18 protein-coding genes are annotated in these 20,062 nt (G+C 34.4%); 5 read left to right on the forward strand and 13 right to left on the reverse strand.

Annotated features, from left to right (window positions below):
* The first annotated feature begins 185 nt into the window (after positions 1–185).
* Both HCH28_RS10560 and HCH28_RS10565 read left to right on the forward strand, forming a co-directional pair.
* Positions 186–1,313, forward strand: coding sequence for a hypothetical protein (locus HCH28_RS10560; protein WP_221680912.1), 1,128 nt, complete (start codon positions 186–188; stop codon positions 1,311–1,313).
* 164 nt (positions 1,314–1,477) lie between these two features.
* Positions 1,478–2,968: a serine hydrolase domain-containing protein gene (locus tag HCH28_RS10565; RefSeq protein ID WP_221680913.1), complete on the forward strand. Its 1,491-nt coding sequence runs from the start codon at positions 1,478–1,480 to the stop codon at positions 2,966–2,968.
* A gap of 161 nt (positions 2,969–3,129) precedes the next feature.
* Here the strand turns inward: HCH28_RS10565 and HCH28_RS10570 are convergent, their stop codons facing one another.
* Both HCH28_RS10570 and HCH28_RS10575 read right to left on the reverse strand, forming a co-directional pair.
* A complete protein-coding gene (locus tag HCH28_RS10570; RefSeq protein WP_221680914.1) occupies positions 3,130–4,125 on the reverse strand; it encodes a DUF4179 domain-containing protein in 996 nt (331 codons plus the stop codon).
* The gene (locus HCH28_RS10575; protein WP_221680915.1) at positions 4,126–4,656 is read right to left on the reverse strand and encodes a sigma-70 family RNA polymerase sigma factor; all 531 of its coding nucleotides are present in this window, start codon (positions 4,654–4,656) and stop codon (positions 4,126–4,128) included.
* A gap of 361 nt (positions 4,657–5,017) precedes the next feature.
* Between HCH28_RS10575 and HCH28_RS25420 the strand changes: the two genes are divergently transcribed.
* Both HCH28_RS25420 and HCH28_RS10585 read left to right on the forward strand, forming a co-directional pair.
* Positions 5,018–5,212: a YjcZ family sporulation protein gene (locus HCH28_RS25420; RefSeq protein ID WP_004226543.1), complete on the forward strand. Its 195-nt coding sequence runs from the start codon at positions 5,018–5,020 to the stop codon at positions 5,210–5,212.
* A 332-nt stretch (positions 5,213–5,544) separates the two neighbouring features.
* Positions 5,545–5,733, forward strand: coding sequence for a hypothetical protein (locus HCH28_RS10585; RefSeq protein ID WP_221680916.1), 189 nt, complete (start codon positions 5,545–5,547; stop codon positions 5,731–5,733).
* 147 nt (positions 5,734–5,880) lie between these two features.
* Here the strand turns inward: HCH28_RS10585 and HCH28_RS10590 are convergent, their stop codons facing one another.
* The 5 genes from HCH28_RS10590 to HCH28_RS10610 all read right to left on the reverse strand — a co-directional run bounded on the left by HCH28_RS10590 (position 5,881) and on the right by HCH28_RS10610 (position 10,547).
* Positions 5,881–6,519: an NAD(P)H-binding protein gene (locus tag HCH28_RS10590; protein ID WP_221680917.1), complete on the reverse strand. Its 639-nt coding sequence runs from the start codon at positions 6,517–6,519 to the stop codon at positions 5,881–5,883.
* Between the two features lie 248 nt (positions 6,520–6,767).
* Complete coding sequence (locus HCH28_RS10595; RefSeq protein ID WP_112118074.1) at positions 6,768–6,980, reverse strand: hypothetical protein; 213 nt, start codon at positions 6,978–6,980, stop codon at positions 6,768–6,770.
* Between the two features lie 316 nt (positions 6,981–7,296).
* Positions 7,297–9,249: a lipoteichoic acid synthase gene (gene ltaS / locus HCH28_RS10600; protein WP_221680918.1), complete on the reverse strand. Its 1,953-nt coding sequence runs from the start codon at positions 9,247–9,249 to the stop codon at positions 7,297–7,299.
* A gap of 409 nt (positions 9,250–9,658) precedes the next feature.
* A complete protein-coding gene (locus HCH28_RS10605) occupies positions 9,659–10,180 on the reverse strand; it encodes a DinB family protein (RefSeq protein WP_221680919.1) in 522 nt (173 codons plus the stop codon).
* 145 nt (positions 10,181–10,325) lie between these two features.
* Positions 10,326–10,547, reverse strand: coding sequence for a hypothetical protein (locus HCH28_RS10610; RefSeq protein ID WP_221680920.1), 222 nt, complete (start codon positions 10,545–10,547; stop codon positions 10,326–10,328).
* 272 nt (positions 10,548–10,819) lie between these two features.
* Here HCH28_RS10610 and HCH28_RS10615 point away from each other — a divergent pair, with 272 nt between their 5' ends.
* Positions 10,820–10,999 carry a hypothetical protein gene (locus HCH28_RS10615; RefSeq protein ID WP_048393711.1) on the forward strand — a complete coding sequence of 60 codons (180 nt, stop codon included), beginning with the start codon at positions 10,820–10,822 and terminating at the stop codon, positions 10,997–10,999.
* A gap of 414 nt (positions 11,000–11,413) precedes the next feature.
* Here HCH28_RS10615 and HCH28_RS10620 read toward each other — a convergent pair whose 3' ends face one another.
* From HCH28_RS10620 to gabT, 6 genes are all read right to left on the reverse strand, one after another.
* On the reverse strand, positions 11,414–12,883 hold the full coding sequence (locus HCH28_RS10620; protein ID WP_221680921.1) for an aminoacyl-histidine dipeptidase: 1,470 nt from the start codon (positions 12,881–12,883) through the stop codon (positions 11,414–11,416).
* A gap of 23 nt (positions 12,884–12,906) precedes the next feature.
* A complete protein-coding gene (locus tag HCH28_RS10625; protein WP_221680922.1) occupies positions 12,907–14,349 on the reverse strand; it encodes a YfcC family protein in 1,443 nt (480 codons plus the stop codon).
* A 242-nt stretch (positions 14,350–14,591) separates the two neighbouring features.
* Positions 14,592–15,863, reverse strand: a complete 1,272-nt coding sequence (locus tag HCH28_RS10630) for an MFS transporter (protein WP_221680923.1) — start codon at positions 15,861–15,863, stop codon at positions 14,592–14,594.
* Between the two features lie 127 nt (positions 15,864–15,990).
* Positions 15,991–17,178 carry a metal-dependent hydrolase family protein gene (locus HCH28_RS10635; RefSeq protein ID WP_337976895.1) on the reverse strand — a complete coding sequence of 396 codons (1,188 nt, stop codon included), beginning with the start codon at positions 17,176–17,178 and terminating at the stop codon, positions 15,991–15,993.
* A 123-nt stretch (positions 17,179–17,301) separates the two neighbouring features.
* A complete protein-coding gene (locus HCH28_RS10640) occupies positions 17,302–18,693 on the reverse strand; it encodes an NAD-dependent succinate-semialdehyde dehydrogenase (protein ID WP_221680924.1) in 1,392 nt (463 codons plus the stop codon).
* A 24-nt stretch (positions 18,694–18,717) separates the two neighbouring features.
* Entirely contained in the window at positions 18,718–20,019 is a 1,302-nt protein-coding gene (gabT, locus tag HCH28_RS10645) for a 4-aminobutyrate--2-oxoglutarate transaminase (protein WP_257520290.1), read from the reverse strand.
* Positions 20,020–20,062 lie beyond the last annotated feature (43 nt).

A 20,062-nucleotide genomic window follows, 5' to 3' on the forward strand; every position in this document is an offset into this window, starting at 1 on the left:
AAAATAGTATAAGCTGCAATAATGGCTATTTTCCAAAGACTTCAGATACTAAAACAGTGAGTCCTTATCATGAATCCTCCACTCTTTAATTTCTTGAAATTTTTTTCAAAAAGTTAAAACTTTTTCAATTGGTAAAGCGTCTAATAATTGGTAACAGAAGTTAACCCAAAGGAGAATTGATAAATATGAAAAAACCTGCTAAAAAAACATGGCTATTAGCTTCAGCATTAACACTTGGGATGGCTGTTTTAACACCGCTTCAAGCTGGTGCAACAGCTGTTGAAACAACAAATAGTGTAACAATTCAAATAGAACAAAAAATAACAGGTACCATTAAATATTTTGATGGCGGCAGCATTACCCTTAAAGGAACAGATGGAAAGAACTATTACATTGGTTTGCACAATTTCTCTGATAAGCAAATCGAGCAATTAAAGCTAGCGGAGGGGCAGGAAATTTTAGTTGAGGGTAGTCTTGTGAAAGATTACTCAGATTTCTATACCTTTGACGTGTATAAAAAAAGCTTACCTAAAGAAGTAACAAAAGAAGAATTAGTCCAACTAGAAAAACTTTTTTCTGACATGAAAAAGGCTGAAAAAGAAGAGAATTATGAGGAAATGGAACGAATCTATGAGGCGATGGATAACATCACAAGACCTTATGAATTAGCAAATTGGCAGCCTGAGCCATTTGAAGAGTTTATCAATGAAGCTGCATTCGCTGAGAAAAATATCGTTATCAAAGCGCAAGATAAAGAACAGCTGAAAACACTTTATAGTAACTGGATTAAGTATGTAAAAGAAAATAAAACGGATGAGGCATCAGAAAACATTGATAAAATTTTTACAATTCTTGAACCTTATTACCAAGAATTATATCCACCATTAACTTTTGAAGAGTACATGGCAGATATGAACGTAGATGTAACAAAAGAGGAACTTGCAAAACTTAAAACGCTCTATGAAGAGGCACAAAAAGCTGAAAAAGATAAAGACGAAGAGTTGGCCATGAAGAAATGGGATCAATTCTATGAAATACTTCGCCCACACTTTAAACCTGTTCCCTTCGAGGAATATATGACAGATATCGAATTCAGCATTAGTAATGCGGATTACGCAAAATTAAAACAACACTATGAAGAAGCAGTTGCCCTTGAACAAAAGGGTGAAGATGATAAAGCAGGCGAGCAATGGGAAGCCTTCTACAAAATTTTAGATCCTTACTACGAAGCGAATAGAGAAATTCTCATCTCAGCATCTAAATTAACATTTAACGGCCAAGATTTTATTCCAGAGCCAGAACAAACTAAATAAAATTTCAAGGGCCCTCCTATTGGTTTTAGGAGTGGCCCTTTTTGAAATGACAATTTTGTCATGTTATCCCTGAAATAGTCATGTTAATCGATGGTTTACCCTTATTTTTCTTGTTACAGTAAATCATGGTCACAAGCACATTACGATCTAAGGAGAAAAACAACATGACATTATTAACGAAGAAAACGGTGATGTTGATGGTAATGTTAGTATTTTTTACTTTCACACCCGTATTTGGACACGCAGCATCAAATGATACAATTAGTAAAATTGATCAGTTTATTGAGGAGCAGCAAACCATTAGTAAAATCCCAGGAATTTCAGTAATTATTGTTGATAAAGGGAAAACCGTCTATCAAAGGGGCTTTGGCTTTGCAGATACAAAAACAAAAACGCCTGTTACCTCTAATACCCTTTTTGAGCTAGGCTCGACGTCTAAAGCATTTACAGGCCTCGCTATTTTACAATTAGAAAAGCAAGGTTTGTTAAAACGATCAGATGATGTCCGAAAGTATATCCCTTGGTTATCATTAACCTATAAAGGCGAAAATCAAGCTGTGACAATACAGCAGCTATTGTCTCATACTAGCGGAATTCCCTCAAATTCCATTACTCGAATCCCAGAAAGCACAGCTGATAATGCCCTTGAATTAACAGTTAAAACACTGCTGGATCAATCTCTAAATCGTCAACCAGGTAGTTCTTTTGAATATGCAACCATCAACTATGATGTCTTAGGACTCGTCATTGAACAAGTGGCAAAACAGCCATTCGATCAGTATATTCAACAGAAAATTTTACAACCTGTTGGTATGAATCAATCTTTTGTAGGGATTCACCAAGTACATTCCACACATATGGCTTCTGGCTATAAAATAGGTCTAATGAGAGAGCAGCGATACATACCACCTATCTATCGTGGCAATATCCCTGCTGGTTATCTGATCAGTAACGCTAATGATATAGCCAGATGGTTAAAATTACAGTTAGGAAACAGTGATATCTACTCAATCAGTAACAATTTAATACAAGAATCCCATACTCCAGATCTAACAGTGGAGCCTTTTGATACGAATACTTACTATGCAAACGGTTGGGCCGTTGTGAAAAAGGACACAAAGTCATATATCTACCATGCTGGTGAGAATCCAACCTTTTCCTCATATTTCATTATGCAACCTGACGAACAAATTGGCGTGGCTATTTTAGCCAATATGAATACAAGCTCTACAACAGCGATTGGACAAGGTGTCATGGATTTATGGGAGGGCAAAACGATTGACATGCAACATATCAGCAGCTATCAAAAGCTAGATAAAATTGTGACAATCATCTGTGCTATCATCATCGCAATCAGCATTATTTTCTGTTATCTATTCGTTCAGAATATACGCAACCTCTATAAAAAACAACGTAGTATGGCAAAGCTAAATTACAAAAAAATATTGTTATTATCTGCCCATACTATACTTGTGGCGACAATGCTGACAGCAATATTTATCACACCTAACACAGTACTTGGCGGCTTAAATTGGACATTTATTAACGTATGGGCACCAACTTCTATTACATTCCTGTTGTATAGCTCCATTTCGGCCAGTCTTCTATATTTATTATTAGGCTTTATGATTATTGGTACTAAAAGGAAGAATTAAAATTTAATAGCTTAAAAGATATACAATTAATAGCCTTATCTTGATTGAATACTGCGTGAGATGAGCTAATGGTAAAGATGCTAACCTGTATAATTCATTGAAACTACATCAATGAATTGATTCCTTCAGCCTTTGGAAAGAAGTTGTAGGAACAGACCATATCATTTTAGAGAAATATTAATACTTGGGAGCGGAACAAGCTCTTTCCGCTCTAATGTTTTTTCGTCAACAATTCTTATAGTTGGTGTAATGATTAGCGTTCGAATATCAGAATCAGGTATAAAAACCTCAACATAACCATTTACTCGCCCAGAACCGCTTTTAATAGTTGTTGCTCCTACTTTTTCATATACATTTCCAAGATTATCTTCTATGTCTACCATTAAAAATTCTGTCTCCCAGTCAAGATTTCCCTCAAAATAAAGAGTGGTTATATATTTTCCCTCTGTTATTTGATTATATAATAGCTGGTATTGATCATTACCAAATGGTATATTTACTTTTCTTGAATAGGCTTGGGTTGGTGTAAGTTCTAATTGAAAGTCCCAATCTCCTTCTACTAGAGTCGTATTTTTCATACCTATAAAATCTTTGGGACGCCAATGTACATTTATCGTTTCATCAATTACTTTGTCTGAAATTCTCGCCGTAAACATACCAATCCAAGTAGCATCATTCTTTTTAATGATTTGATGACTAAGTACGTCTAACTTGTTTCCGTTGACTTCTAAATCACCCTTCCAAAATAGAGGGGGATCATCTATCGATTCTTCATGTTTCATTTCATAACTAACCGATACAACAGTTCCATCGAAAAAAGCCTCAGCTACTTCAATGGAGGTTCCGTTACTTTCGTCTTTTTGATTGATGATTGATGCATGATCACTAAATACTTGTAATTGGGGATTATCATTGCTATTTAATAGTTGCTGTACAATTGGTACTCGATTAGCCACTACAGGTAGCCAAATGCTACTACTAGTAAAAATGAATGTGAGCATGGCGACTATACTAACCCATTTCCATTTTTTAAATACATACTTCTTGTTTGAAGATGACCGTAAAACACTTTTTTCAATATTAAACTTTTCCCAATCAGATAATTCAACTGGTTCAATCTCTTCAACATCTATTCCGATAAAATCCTTTTCGTTCATTTAGATACCTCCCAGCTCTTCTGTTAACTTTAACTTACCTCGATATAAACGATTTTCAACAGCTGATTTAGATAGACCAAATATCTCTGCGATTTCTCCGTTGGAATATCCTAAGTAGTATTTCAATAGAAAAATTTCCTGATCGTTTTTACTTAAATTTAAAATACTGATAAACAGTTGCTCTTTTTGTACTCTTTGTTCTACAATTCTCTCTGGAAGATCCTTGCTATTTGAAATTGATGAAAGTAACTCGACTGTTTTAGGCTTATTTTGAAGACTTCTATATGTATCAATCGCTTTATATTTTGCGATAACACCAATCCATTTTTTAAAATCAATCTCATCGCCAGTAAATTGAATACTCTTTTGCCAAATGGTTAGAAATACATCGTTGATACATTCTTCAATAGCTGTTTGATTGGGCTGTAACACTTTCACTACTATGGCTTTAACATAACCTCCATATTTGTTAATCACTTCTCTTAAAGCTTGTTCTTCCTTTTTTTGTAGCTGATTAATTAATGAATACACGAAGTTAGAAAACCTCCTTTCTTCTCTACAAGTAATAACGAGCGAATGAAAAAAAACTCTCACATTATTTAATAAAAAAATAAATGATTCCTTTCCACAACAGATTGTAGTTAAAAATAGAAACGGATTAACATAGACTTACTGTTTCAAACCTGTTCCACCATCATTCATCAAAAAATTGACAATAATGATGGAGTGGATTGACAACTAACCTTTAGTTTCATTCATATCAAGTGTTTAGTAATACGCATCCTTCACCCAAGATCCCTTTTAAAATTACGTAAATACGATTCATTAGACGAATACCCTTTTCTCTTTCAACGGCATTCATACAATAAACTGAAAGAAAGGAGAGATCTTGATGGGATACTTTGGAAATATGGGTAATTTCAATTGTTGTTATGGAGGCTATGGTAACGACTATAGCGGGGGTTATAACATGAGTTGTGGTATGGACTATGGCGGTAAAAATAATAGTTCAACATTCGTTTTAATCGTTGTGCTATTCATTCTTCTCATTATTGTCGGAGCAGCTTTCGTCCAAAAAGAATATTAATATTTATTGAAAAACATGAAAAAGGGATGATCTTCATTATTGGGAGCGAATAATAATGTCGATACATCATAGCAAAAAGGGTCACTCCCAGTCTAGTGGCCCTTTTTAAATCTGTATACCCTTTGCCTTATTCAATTTTATATTTTCCATTTCCCCATTTTTGGTAATACACATCACTAAAGAAATATAATAAGCCAACATTTTTACTCCCAGTTACGCCCCATATCTGCTTTTACATCATAAAATTTTTAAAAAATGAAACCAACTAAAGCCATGAATCGTAAACTTATTTAAGAAAGCCAGCACTTTTTTTGTAAAAGGGGTCGAGTAATGTGAAGAAGTGGTTGCAAGAAAGGAAAAACACAAGAAGAAGAGAGAAGAGACGTAATGATCAATATTCTTTAATTGACTTATTTCTTGACGTACTTGGTTGGATACCAGAACTGCTTTTCCTCCCATTTAGAATCATTTATTGGTTGTTGAGAGGGGTTGGAAGGTTTATTGGAGAAGGTTTTAATTAAAAGCTACTCAAAAGGAAATCATTTGAGTTTTTGAACCAATACGATTGAGGCAAGGGAAAATTTTGTGGAGCATTCAAAAGGGATAAAGTCATTTAGTTGAGGCGCTGACCCTATCCCTCTATAAGTGGCATTCTCCTTTAAAGTAGATTAATTAGAGATAAATGGTGCTTTTTGTACATACTTTTGATTTTCTATTTGGTTAATGATGAATGTAGCTATATCCCGATTTGTTATCTTTGTACCTGGCATATCTCTAAGATTTTCCTTTATGAACCCTACTTCATTTCCCTCTACTATAAATGGAAGTCTAATTAGTGTCCATTTGATTACTTGATTATGGCTAAGTAGATGCCATTCTTTTTTCTTATCCATCATCATTTTCGAATAAATAATTTCAAATATCTTTGCACCTATTCTATTTATAATACTCTTTGTATCTCCAGCAATGGTTAGAGATCCACCCGTTACCCCAATATAACGATCCATATGTAAATCAGACATGACTCCCAATATATTTTCCGTTACTTTACTATAAATTGGTTTTTCTTTCATTGGTTGACCAAAAGTATTGATAACGATTTGACAATCTTTTAATAGCTTTTGAAGATCCTCGATCTTTTGTACATTTCCTTCTATTACCTCAATCCTACTGTCTCTGAAAACTAACTTTTCTGGGTTTCTAACAAGCATACGTACGTGATATCCTTTCTCTAATGCTTTAAAAGCAATGTAACGCCCCGCTTTACCTGTTCCCCCAATAATTGCAATCTTTTTATAAACGTCCATGATGCCCTCCTGATTATCCTAATAATATGTATACGGGAAAATCATGGTTTAGATTCAATTATTCACGTCTCTTAATCAAATGAGATAAAGGAATAGTAATTTTGTTCATTCTAGCTAGAGCTTTTGTCTATACAAAAGAAAAAGAACCACTCCCTTAAAAGAAAATGGCACTTTCAACGCCTCATCGTACTTACTTGATAATACGCTTTTTAGGTGTATTCAACTTAACTCTTGTGTAAAAATATAGATCAGTGGTTTATATTATTTACTAAGTCTTTATTATAGGCAATCCACTTCTCCATTTCTCTCTCGACAGCTCGATTTTGCCATTCAAACCAAATACCTGTACATTCACTACAGTGACTATCGACACCCTTTTTTTCATGTGTATCTTTACATGTAAACACAGTCTTTTTACGACAACTATAACAGTAAATGACTATGTCTTTATAAAATTCCATCCCGATCAACTCCTCAAATTTACACCTATTTCTTTCCTTTTTTCATCTATATTATTCTTTATAAAGAAATAAGTAAGGATGATGAGTACCATCATGTTTGTTCCTCTCCTTACTAATAAAAGCGATTCAAACCCTTACTATTAGGATTTGAATCGCTTTTTCAGTTAGTCCAATTTTCTATTTGAACCTTAAGGAGAATATAAAATCTTGGTATTGCCATACTTATTCAAAATGACCAATAAAAAAGCAATTCAAGGTAATGGTATGATATCCTATAGACTTTGATATCGTACACAATTCCTTGAACTGCCTTAAATTATTTAGACTCTACATTCTCATCAGGAGAGTAATTATACTGAGAAGGATCAACTGGCGTATAACCTGTTGGCGTATAGAACCTCAATAAGTCACCATTTACGACTCTATCAGATAACGCCAATTTATGATCTACTTCATTTTTAACCGTCTTTGCTTCCTCTAATTGACTCTCGTCTAATGGTAAGCCTGTTTTATTATCATAATATTTTTCATTAATTGAATAAATAGTAGGACTGACAAAATCGCCATTTCTAAATGGAACAATTTCATCATGCTCTTCTGATAATAAGTCTGAACCAAATTGAACAAATTGTTGTGAATCAATTCCTAGTAAATGCAATAACGTTGGCAGTAGGTCTGTTTGGCCACCATAGCTATGGTTGGTACCACCTTGTATGCCTGGAACATGTATAAATAATGGTACACGTTGTAAATTAGCACTTTCATATGGTGTAATCTCTTTTCCAATGACTTGTTCCATCGCTTTATTATGATTATCGGAAATACCGTAATGGTCACCATAAAGCACAATCATTGAATGATCATATAAACCTGATTCTTTTAATTGCTGGAAGACCTGTTGAATTGCTTCGTCTGCATAACGCGCTGTTTGGAAATAATTATCAACGCTTGCATCTCCCGTATTGGCTTTATCAATTGTCACTAAATCTTGATTCATTTTGTATGGATAGTGATTTCCTACCGTAATTAATTTTGTATAAAAAGGTTGTGGTAAGGAGCTTAAAAGACTTTGAGATTGTTCAAAGAATGGTTTATCTAACAAACCATATTCAGCCATGTCCTCGGAAGTACCTGTGTTATAGTAACTCGCATCAAAGAATTTGTCGAATCCAAATGATTTATAAATCACATTTCTATTCCAAAAGCTTCCGTTATTACCATGGAATACAGCTGATGTATAACCATAATCTTTTAAAATACTTGGAGCTGCCTGATACGAATTTTGTGCTTTAGTAATATAAGCTGATCCTTGAGGTAACCCAAATAAAGAGTTTTCAAGCATAAATTCTGCATCAGACGTTTTCCCTTGACCTGTTTGATGGAAGAAATTATCAAAATACAATGTATTCTTATCTTTTGCTAATGAATTTAAAAATGGTGTTACTTCTTCACCGTTTAATTTATAGTCGATTAAAAAGTTTTGGAATGATTCTAAATGTAAATAGATAACATTCATTCCCTTAGCTGCACCAAAATATTGGGCATTCGGCTTGGCATAGTTTGATTTTGTATAGTTAATTACTTCTGTAATATCACTACTATCAGCCAAAGCTCTCTGAGAAGATGCTTTCATCGTTTCAACTGAGTCATAAATCGTATAGTTATACATTCCTAGATATTTCACAATATAGTTTCTATCAAACCCACGTGTTAAAAGTTGAGGACGATTAGATTCAGCTAGTCCTAAATTAAGGACTGATACCGCTAATGCAAAGGCAATGATTGCCATTCCTTTTTTATAGCCAAAACGCTTCGTATCTTTTAGGATTTTTTTAGAGAATAATAGAAAAAGCATAACAAATACATCCACAAAGAATAAGATATCATAAGGTTTTAGCAAAGAAAGAACACTGCCGCCTAAATCCCCAAAGTTCTGCGTTTGGGAAAGTGTAGGTAATGTAATGAAATCACTAAAGAATCGGTAATAAACAATGTTGGCATATAAGACAATAGACATCAATGTGTAAACTACAACGAGTGATGTGTATTTTCTTTTTCCTTTAAATATAAATGAAAATCCTAGAAATAGCATTGCTGAGCCTAGTGGATTTATTAGTAAAAGGAATTGTTGAATGATTCCTTCTACACCTAAGTCAAATTGTGATAGTTGAGAGATGTATGTTTTAATCCATAACATTAATACTGCTACTATATAAATTCCTAAAAAGTTTTGTAATAGGTTATCTTTTTTATTTACTAGATTTTTCATTTTTGCACCTACCTTTTACTGATTAAATTAAAATCTAGATATATATACTGATAAGTACTGTATTGCACTTTATAAAATGTTACGTTACAATAGCTTTTTTTGCGACCAATGTATAGTACTCCCCATTTAAACTTCTGTCAAGTTGTTAGCTATTCTTCATATAAATATTTCTAATTAACCTAAATATTGTTCAAAAAATACCCAGTAAACATGAGTTTTTAACTAAAATTTACTGGGTATTATAAGCCATAATTAACCTTTATGAAATCTGCCCCGCAATTTTTCTCATTTGGCATCAAAAAATCTTCCATTCAAATGAATTGGAAGATTTTCTGGAACACTATTTAGACTAATAAACAAGATTCTATGACATCGTTTTCTAGCATTTATACATTTCTATAGAATCTTTCTATTTAGACGCTTCAATATTTATTTGAGCACTTACTGAATCTTTCAATGATGAAGAAAGACCTCGTCTGATTAAATTTGCAGAAACAGGCGCTCTCCCCATCTCCCTTGCCCAAATTGATAATTGTCCTATATGATGAATTTCATGTGCAATGGTATGACGAATTATTTCACCCCATGTATGTGTCTCCATACTACCATCGTCTAATGGAATATGAAGTATACGCTCTTCCATACTGTCATCCCATTGGTTTACAAAGCTTTCTACTTCTAAATAAAATGCAGCTTCCAATTTACGAACCTTTTCCAAGCTACTATATTCATCAAAGCTCTCCTGAAAATCAGTTTTCCCTTGCATTAGACGAATCCAACTCCATTCAACATCAATGATATGGAAAAGTGTGTGTAGTATACTGCCCATTCCACCAGTTCGGTTTTGCAAAAGTTCTTCATCAGTCAACTCTTCACACCAACGAAACCAGTCTTCCCTAACTAGCCAATTATATTTAAAAAATGTTTGCAAAAAAGCACCTCCGTAGTTGTTGAATATTATAACTCACAATTTCTTCATATAAAGTGAGGATTCCTTCTTTGCTCTTTTCACATATCTAAATAAGCACTAAAAGTAACATAAGTATAGCAACATTTCTAAGGTCAAAGTCTAGTAATCACCACTTCTGGTTACTATTATGAATTTTTCTATAAACGTAATCTGCGTTATCTAAGTTTTTCCAGCTACTAATAAAATTTAGTATTAGCATAAAAATTCCAAATAAAATAAATGCCACCATATATTTACCTATGAAAAATAAAACAAACGTTGCAACCAAAAGTAATATCATTAAAATTATTACAAGGATTTGTAATTTCCCCTTCTTCTTCTCATCCATCTGTTCAACCTCCAATGAAAGCGCCAGTACTTTTCTAAAATGTTTCCCTTGGTTTATTTTACCTTAATATATGTAAATGCTCCATAATTAACCTTATCGAATTCATTTTTTTCTAAATAATCAATTATTTAATATAACATCCAACATCAGAAATTCCCTAACAGATTTCCCTTACATAATCTAGGGGTGATCTGAAATTTTAAGGATGAAATAGAAATAAACAAGGGATATTTTATAGGATAAGTTAAATAATATCTTGAGGAGGTGTTGACATGAAACGCGATAAAAAAAATACAGAGTTTGCAACAGACGAGCCAACAAAACAATCATTTGCTAGTGGAGCAGACCCAAAAAAACCTAATGGGCGCAAAGAATATACTGAAGCCCCACGCCCACAACGAGAAGAAGACCTTATTATGGATGAGAAAAAAGGTAAGTCGACTTCATTATAATGTAAGACAAGTTAGTATTTTTGACCACTCTATTAGAGATGGTCTTTTTTAATTTTCTCCACATCATGTAACCCTATATAAAGATTGAGACCACCCATCATGGAGTGGTCTTTATTAGTTTCTTTAAAGGGCTCTGAAAACTTTAAAATCCACTATGTTGCACCTGGTGATAAAGACCACCCCTATATATTTCCACCAACTTTTGTTCCCATGAATATATTTTGTGGTATATGGCATTAGTAGATAAACTGAAAGATAACACTATTGTCTATTTATCCGCTTACTATAAAGTAAAAATTTTACATAAAAGAAATTATATATAGTGTTTATAGTTGTACTCTCCCCTTATTACTTAGCCATATAATCCCCTTCTTCACCTCTATCCATTTGATAAGCCCATTAGAAAGCTTTGTTTTACCAATGATAATTTTTCATTTTTTTTAAAGTGTAAAGAAAGTATTCCCAATTTTCTAATGTTGAAGGAATACTTAAATGTTCATTCGGCGTATGCACATAAAATATATCAGGACCAATAGAAATAGCATCTAAGTCTGGAATTTTATCTACTAAAATACCACATTCTATCCCGGCATGTACCGCAATGATTTCAATATCTGTACCATATTTTTCTTTATAAGCTTCTTCAAATAAGTTTCTAAGTTTTGATTCAGCACGATATGGCCATTCTGGATAATCTGAATCCGTAGACAAATCACCGCCAAGCATACCAGTGATTATCTGTGCCTGATTAATTATTGAGTCCTTTAGGCTTTTAATAGAACTTCTTGTTTCACTTTCATACTTTATCACTGTGTCGTATGTATTAACGACTCCTAAATTTGTTGAACTCTCAACTAGACCTTCAACTTCCGTACTTCTACTTTGAACACCATTTGGTATTAACATGAGAGCAGCAATAGCTTTCTCCTTTGTTGTTTTTGAAAAAACTTTTCCCACATTAGTTTCAATCGGTTCAAGTATGATATTTATTTCTGGATCGGAAATACGTAATTCATTTTTTAGTATTCTATTCCACATTTCTATTTTTACAAAGAATTTTTCAACTATATCTGGATGAAGTTGTATCATGACTTGTGCTTCACGGGGAATGGAGTTTACTTTTACGCCCCCATTAATTTCTTGTATAAAGTAAGAAAATTCATTTGATAGATCATATAGGACTCTCCCTAATAATTTAACGGCATTGCCTCTTCCTTTATCAATAGATATACCAGAATGTCCTCCCTGTAGCCCACAAATACTCAAATTGTACGTTACAGCATTTTCCGGAGAATTGTCCCAAACAATAGGGATTTTTTGAGTAACAATAACTCCACCTGCACTACTAACTAACAACTTTCTATCTTCCTCAGAATCAACATTAATTAGCAATTTACCTTCAAGATGAACTGGGTCGACTGCATGGGCTCCTCTCATAGTTGTTTCTTCTTCCGTCGTAATAAGTACTTCAAGAGAAGGATGAGGAATGTTAGAAGAATCCAACAAAGCCAGGGAATAAGCGACGGCAACCCCATTATCCGCACCTAAAGTAGTATCTGTAGCATATAGCATTTCCCCCACAATTCTTAATTGTAAAGGATCTTTATTAAAATCATGATTGTTGCCTTTGTTTTTTTCACAAACCATATCCATGTGCCCTTGAATAATTACAGTCGGTACGTTTTCATATCCGGGTGTAGCAGGTTTTTTAATAATTACATTTAATGCTGCATCTTGTATAACTTCAAGATTACGTTCTCTTGCAAAACGAACTAGGTAGTCGCTGATCTCTTTTTCATTTGACGAACCACGGGGGATATTAGATATCTCCGCAAAATAATGAAACACAGGATGTTTCGTTAATTCTTTCAAGCTATTATACATTTTACTCACACCCTTTTCGTTTTTTATGGTCCAAAGTTAATAACTACTGCGATAATCACAAATAATATTTCTAAAGTAAATATAAATAGGAAAAGTGGCCATAAAAATTTATACCAACGATCCATAGGAATACATGCAATTCCACATATTACAGCAACCGAATTTGGCCATATCATATTGGCGAATCCATCTCCCAACTGAAAAGCTAAAACTGCAATCTGTCTATTTACTTCAAGCACATCCGCCAGTGGGACCATAATAGGCATAGATGTCACTGCCTGAGCACTTGCCGAATACAAAAAGAAATTCAATATTGTTTGTAAAACCAACATAGCCGATGCTGCAATATGAGGGGATACTCCATCTATTGTTGATGCAGTATAATGAACAATTGAATCAATTATACGGCCATTTTCTAAAACGACTAAAACAGCATTAGCCATACCGATAATTAAGACACCAAAAGTTGCATTTTTACAAGCTTCAATAAAAACTTCGGATATTTGACTAAAATTCATTTTGTTTACTAATCCAATGACTATCATCGCGATGATTAAAACCCCTGCCAGTTCCTTAAGATACCATTGATATTTAGCTGTTCCAAATACAAGCGTACAAATTGTAAGTGCAAATAAAATGATGCTAATCTTATGTCGAGTTGTAAATTCCAAATTTACAAGGTTGTTTGAACTTACATTTGATAGAAAAGAAAAATTAACATCTTTCACAACACTCTTCTCAGGGTTTGCCTTTATCTTTCTAGCATAACGCATTACATAGGTAATAGATAATGTCATGAAACATATAAAAATAATCATACGAAAACCGATACCAGAGAACATGGGAACATCAGCAATACTTTGGGCAATTCCAATAGTAAATGGATTGGTCAAAGCTGCTGCGAATCCGGTAGCTACACCTATATAGACAACCGCCAGACCAACAATTGCATCATAGCCAAGTGCTATCATAATTCCCATCATTAGAGGTATATACCCATAGCTTTCTTCATACATACCAAAAGTAGCTCCCATGAGGCCAAACATAACCATGAATACAGGTATAATTAGTATCTCTTTTCCCTTCGTCTTTCGAACAAGTGCTCCAACTCCACTATTGAAAGCACCAGTTTTCGTAAGCATAAATATAAAGCCATACGAAAAAAAGACATAGAAAATAATTTCTGATCCCCGTAACATCCCTTCGTACATACTAGTAGTTATATCAAAAATACCGACTGGAGATTGCTCAACATGCTGATATGATCCTGGAACCACAACTTGTCTTTGTGTAACTGGATCATCCACTCGCTTAAATTCACCAGCTGGTATAATGTATGTTAATAAAGAAACTACGATAAGAATGATACCCATAATGACATAACTATGAGGCATCGAGATTTTGAATTTTTTCTTATTTGATTTCTGAGACTTAACCCCCGATAAACTTACTTCACTTTTCTCCATACTTTTCCCCCAATAATTAAAACTTTTCTATATAATTGTTCATAAATAGTAAAAGACTGTATTAATGTGTAAATAAAAGAACATCCAAACTGGATAGAAAACTTTTCAGTAAAAAGTGTTTATATGCACTTCGCAAATTGTTCAATGTTCATTTCTTGTAATATATACCTCCCAATATTATGTAAAAAATTTATAACATAGCTAAATGGAGGCAGATTCTTTGCTGATGAAAGGAAAGAATATTAATCCTCTTTTGAAGAATGGTCAATTTTCATATTATAAAGAACGATCGTCGTGATAATCGCACTAAAAATAATATAAAAAGAAGGTGCTATACTCATATTTGTTTTTTGAATTAGATAAGTCGAAATAAATGGTGCAGTTCCTCCAAAACAAGCAACAGCTACGTTATAACTAAAAGAAAGTGTACTATGTCGAACTTTCACTGGAAAAATCTCTACAACAGTAGCAACACCAGGTCCTGAATAAATGGCAATTAAAAGAGCATAGATAATCATAGCAATAACAATCAAAACTGAGTTTCCTGAAGCAATCATTTGGAAAAGAGGATAAATTAAAATCCCTAGTGATATCGATGACGTTAAGAGCAGTGGCTTGCGACCCACTCGGTCAGAAATATATCCGAAAATCGGTACAAAAAATAAAATGATTAAAGGTGCGATAATTTTCGCAATTAAAGACACATTATTTGGTAATCCGAGAACTCCAGTTAAATAAGAGGGAATAAAAGTTAGTAACCCATAATATGATACCGTCCAAAAGATCGTAAAGCCAATCCCTGTTAGCATATGTTTTTTGTATTTTCTGAATAGTACAAAAATATTTTCTATAGATTTAACTTCGTTTTGTTTCGCTTGCTCAAACTGTGTAGATTCGCTCGCATTACGACGAATATAAAGTCCAGCTATTCCAAGCACTCCCGAAAGAATGAAGGGAATTCTCCATCCCCATGCTTCTAACATTGGAGCAGGCATTGTTGTCGTTAATATGACAAATAAAATAACCCCACTTAATGAACCGATTGAAACACTTACTTCTTGGAAACTACCCCAAAATCCGCGAGATTGTTTATTTGCTGATTCAACTATATAAGAGGCTGCTGCACCATATTCTCCACCAGCAGAAAAACCTTGAGATAGTCTTGCGAATACGAGTAAAATTGGAGCCCAAATACCGATTACTTCATGACTTGGAATCACACCCATTAAAAATGTCGCGAAAGTCATTATAAATATCGTTAAAGAAAGAGCTTTCTTCCTTCCCACTTTATCACCGTAACGTCCAATCACAAGTGCACCAACTGGTCGCATTAAAAATCCAACAGCAAATGTTGCGAACGTTTGCAAAAGACTGGATAATGAATCATCTGTTATAAAAACATTAGCTGCAATAAAAGTTGCAAAATAAGCATAAATACTATAGTCAAACCATTCAACGATATTCCCAATACTTCCAGCGAAAACTGATTTACGAATTTCCCTATTATTTTTCATAGTTGTAGTGATAATAAGAAAAACCCCATTTCTTTAGGTTTATTGTGAAGAGACATTGAAATTTTTTGAAGAGATTGATTAATTGATAAAATGAATACGTTATCATTTTAAAGATTGCTTAATGGAATTAATAATCCATTAAGCAATCGTTCACTGTTTTACCGTTTTTTAGAACTTTTTTCTTTTTTGACAATACACTTAAATCATCTAGTGGATTACTTGGTAATATAAGAAGGTCTGCTTTCCTTCCTACTGCTATTACACCTCGGTCTTTAAGATCCAGACACTCTGCAGCTACCCTTGTAGAAGCTTGAATCACTTGCATTGGTGTCATTCCGACATCCTCCATAAAAAGCAATTCATCAAAGTAAGCGTCAGGTCCAGTTACTGAAGATCCCGCATCCGTACCAGTAACTATTTTCACACCGAGGTCAATTGCAATTTTCATCATACTGCGATGTGGATCTAACACTTTTTCAGATTTAATTCGAACCCATTCCGGGACACGTTCATCATATGCTAGACGTTTGTATACTTCCAAAGTCGGGATTAAATAAGTTCCTTGTTCTTTCATTTGACGTAAAGCTACTTCATTTGCGTAAATACCATGTTCAATCGTATCTATTTTAACTTCTAAGCAAGTTAAAATTCCTTCTAGTCCCCCTGTATGGGCAGCAACTTTTCTATTACGTTTTTTTGCTTCTTCGACAACAGCTTGCAACTCAGATTTCGTTAACTGAGATGAACCTGGTTCTTCTCCAAAAGTTGTCATTCCACCGGTTGCCATTACCTTTATAAAATCAGCGCCATCTTTAAACAATTGTCTTGTTGCTTTTCTTGCTTCATGTGGACCGTCAATTTCTTTACAAATATGATACACATGTCCACCAGTCATTGATAAAGCTTCACCACAACAAATAATAGTTGGTCCCAAAAGCAATCCTTGATTAATCGTATTACGTAATTCAATTATTGTTCTGTGGATCGAGCCAACATCACGAACTGATGTAATTCCTAATGATAATGTTCTTAACGCATTGCGATAAGCTTTTAAAGCGATAAAACTATCATCTTGGTCATGCATAATAAATTCATCTTCTGCACTTCCATTCCAAATTAAATGAACATGTGCATCTATCAATCCTGGCATTACATACTGAGTTGAGCAATCTATGACAATATCATTTTTAGTAGTTTCTACAGGTTCATTTGTCATTTCTATAATTATCTCGTCTTCAATAATAATATTTAAAGATGAAATGGCTTCCTTCGATACTCCGTCAATGACATTAGCATGTTTCAAAATTGTTTTCACAAGTATCCTCCTCTAGACTAATCACTTAACTAATTTAAACGTACGTTAACGGAAATTCACTTTATACTTCCAAACATTTGTACTCAGATAGTTGAGGTAATCAATTAATCTGTGAATCTACCATTACACTAAGTTACCAATGGATAGATACTTTGTTTCCAAGTAAGGTTCAATACCTTCAATACCACCTTCTCGTCCAAGACCACTTTCCTTCATTCCCCCAAAAGGACTGTGAGCAGCAGACGGAGCTCCGTCATTCCATCCAATAATTCCGAAATCCAAGTGATCATGTAGGTACATACCAACTCGATAATCATTGGTAAAGAAATACGCTGCTAAACCATACGGTGTGCTATTAGCAATTTCAACAGCTTCTTCGATAGTTTTGAAACTGATAATTGGTGCAATGGGACCAAATGTTTCTTCTTGCATAATAGCCATACTTGCATCGATATTTTTCAATACTGTAGGATATACAAAAAAGGAACTTTGTTCTTTATTCACATCGTATTTGTTTCCTGTTAGCACTTCCGCACCTTTTGCTACCGCATCTTCGACTTGAGCAACAATTTTATTAAAGCCTTTTTCATTGATAATCGGGCCAATATCCACGTTAGTATCCATCCCATTTCCTACTGTCAATTTATTTACTGCTGCAGTTAACTTTTCAGAGAAGGCCTCGATAACGTTCTCATCTACAAGAATACGGTTTGCACAGACACATGTTTGTCCAGCGTTCCTAAATTTAGAAATAATCGTTTGACTGACTGCATAGTCTAAATCAGCATCCTCAACAATAATTAGTGGTGCATGTCCACCAAGTTCCATAGTGAGATGCTTAACTGTTTCTGCACTATTCTTCATTAACACTTTTCCAACAGGGGTTGAACCAGTAAACGTAATTTTGCGTATAAATTCACTATCCGTAAATAACTTCCCAACAACTGGACCTTGACCGTTTACATATTGGATAACATCAGTTGGAATACCAACTTCATGTGCAAGTTCTATCAGTCGCATCGTTGTTAATGGTGTTTCTTCTGCCGGTTTCACAACAAATGAACAACCAGCAGCTAAAGCAGGCGCTGCCTTTCTCGTCATCATAGCCGCAGGGAAATTCCAAGGCGTAATAGCAGCAACCATACCTATTGGTTGACGGCTAACTACGATTCGTTTTGTTTCAGAAGATGCTGGGATTGTTCGTCCGTAAATACGTACAGCTTCTTCCGCATACCAATCAATATAGCTAGTTGCATAATTAATTTCACCAACAGCTTCACTAAGAGGTTTTCCATTCTCTTTCGTAATGATTTCAGCAAGCTCTGCCTTATGTTCTTGGATTTTTCTTGCCCAATCCTTTAATAATCTAGAACGTTCATGTGCATTTACTTTCGCCCATTTCTTAAAACCGGTTTGACCATTTTCCAATATTAACTTAATTTCTTGTTCTGTATGACAACTTATTTCCTTTAATATCTCACCTGTAGCTGGATTCATTATTTTCAATGTTTCCATATCGCGGCACTTCCTTTGTTCGATTTAATTAAAAGCAACTTCCAAGATAGCCAATCCTTTATCAAGCTCTTCATCCGTAATGACAAGTGGAGCTAAGAAACGAATGACATTTCCGTTTAAACCTGCAGACAATAACAACAGCCCATTTGCATTTGCATACTTAACAATTTCAGCTGTTTTCTCTTTATCGGGTACTTTTTCGTTACAATTATTTACGATTTCTACTGCAACCATAGATCCCAAACGACGGATTTCTCCTACGAACGAATGTCGTTCAGCCAGTTCATGCAATTTGGACTCGATTTTTCCCCCCATATCTTCAGATTTAATAAGAAGATTCTCTTCTTCAATAATATCGATGACAGCTAGTGCAGCAGCACACGCAACTGGACTTCCTGCATATGTACCTCCTAATTCACCAGGGGCTGCGGCATTTAATATCTCCGTTCTACCGACAACACCACTTAAAGGTAGTCCTGCCGCTAAAGATTTCGAAACTGTTGTAATATCTGCAGCAATTCCAAAGTGTTCCATTGCAAACATTTTTCCGGTTCTACCAAACCCAGTTTGAATTTCGTCTGCTATAAAAACAATCCCATGCTCTTTGCAGAAAACACTTACAGCTTCCACAAATTTCTTTGGTGGAATTACAAAGCCACCTTCTCCTTGTACGGGTTCCATTACAACACACGCAACTGTTTCTGGAGCTACTGTCGCAATAAAGAAGTCTTTGAACTCTTGAATTACTCTATCAACATATGCTTCATCCGACATTTCACTTGGTTTGTGATACAGATATGGATAAGGAGCTTGATAAATTTCAGATGGGAAAGGGCCAAATCCAAATTTATAAGGCTTAACCTTACTTGTCATTCCCATTGTCATATTCGTACGTCCGTGGAATCCACGTACAAATGATACAACTGCTTGTCTTCCTGTATACTTTCTAGAAATCTTAACAGCATTCTCAACAGCTTCTGCACCAGAATTGAATAAAATTGCCTGTTTTTCAAAATCCCCTGGTACGAGCTCACATAGTTTTTCTGCTAGATTAATATACCCTTCGTACATCATTACATTAAAACCAGGATGCAAGAATTTTTCAACTTGTGAATTCACTGCAGCAGTCACTTTCGGATGACTATGCCCCACATTCAACGTGCCAATTGCACTCGCAAAGTCTATCCATTTATTCTGATTGACATCCGTAATTGTAGCCCCAAACGCATGGTGTGCTATGTTTAGATTTCCATTACTAACACCTTTAGGTACAAACTTTTTTCTTTTATTCTGTAATTCTTCAGTTAAATTATTTCTTAAATACACAATTATTCTCTCCTTCATTACAAGATACTGTAATTATGCAAAT

Source organism: Lysinibacillus sp. K60 (assembly GCF_019731275.1).
Classification (GTDB): domain Bacteria; phylum Bacillota; class Bacilli; order Bacillales_A; family Planococcaceae; genus Lysinibacillus; species Lysinibacillus capsici.

Excerpts from the sequence above, each read along its gene's own strand:
- HCH28_RS10565 (WP_221680913.1), top strand. The coding sequence starts at position 1,478 with ATGACATTATTAACGAAGAAAACGGTGATGTTGATGGTAATGTTAGTA.
- HCH28_RS10615 (WP_048393711.1), top strand. The coding sequence starts at position 10,820 with ATGAAACGCGATAAAAAAAATACAGAGTTTGCAACAGACGAGCCAACA.
- HCH28_RS25420 (WP_004226543.1), top strand. The coding sequence starts at position 5,018 with ATGGGATACTTTGGAAATATGGGTAATTTCAATTGTTGTTATGGAGGC.
- HCH28_RS10610 (WP_221680920.1), bottom strand. The coding sequence starts at position 10,547 with ATGGATGAGAAGAAGAAGGGGAAATTACAAATCCTTGTAATAATTTTA.
- HCH28_RS10590 (WP_221680917.1), bottom strand. The coding sequence starts at position 6,519 with ATGGACGTTTATAAAAAGATTGCAATTATTGGGGGAACAGGTAAAGCG.
- HCH28_RS10570 (WP_221680914.1), bottom strand. The coding sequence starts at position 4,125 with ATGAACGAAAAGGATTTTATCGGAATAGATGTTGAAGAGATTGAACCA.
- ltaS (WP_221680918.1), bottom strand. The coding sequence starts at position 9,249 with ATGAAAAATCTAGTAAATAAAAAAGATAACCTATTACAAAACTTTTTA.
- HCH28_RS10625 (WP_221680922.1), bottom strand. The coding sequence starts at position 14,349 with ATGGAGAAAAGTGAAGTAAGTTTATCGGGGGTTAAGTCTCAGAAATCA.
- HCH28_RS10595 (WP_112118074.1), bottom strand. The coding sequence starts at position 6,980 with ATGGAATTTTATAAAGACATAGTCATTTACTGTTATAGTTGTCGTAAA.
- HCH28_RS10620 (WP_221680921.1), bottom strand. The coding sequence starts at position 12,883 with ATGTATAATAGCTTGAAAGAATTAACGAAACATCCTGTGTTTCATTAT.
- HCH28_RS10560 (WP_221680912.1), top strand. The coding sequence starts at position 186 with ATGAAAAAACCTGCTAAAAAAACATGGCTATTAGCTTCAGCATTAACA.
- HCH28_RS10630 (WP_221680923.1), bottom strand. The coding sequence starts at position 15,863 with ATGAAAAATAATAGGGAAATTCGTAAATCAGTTTTCGCTGGAAGTATT.
- HCH28_RS10640 (WP_221680924.1), bottom strand. The coding sequence starts at position 18,693 with ATGGAAACATTGAAAATAATGAATCCAGCTACAGGTGAGATATTAAAG.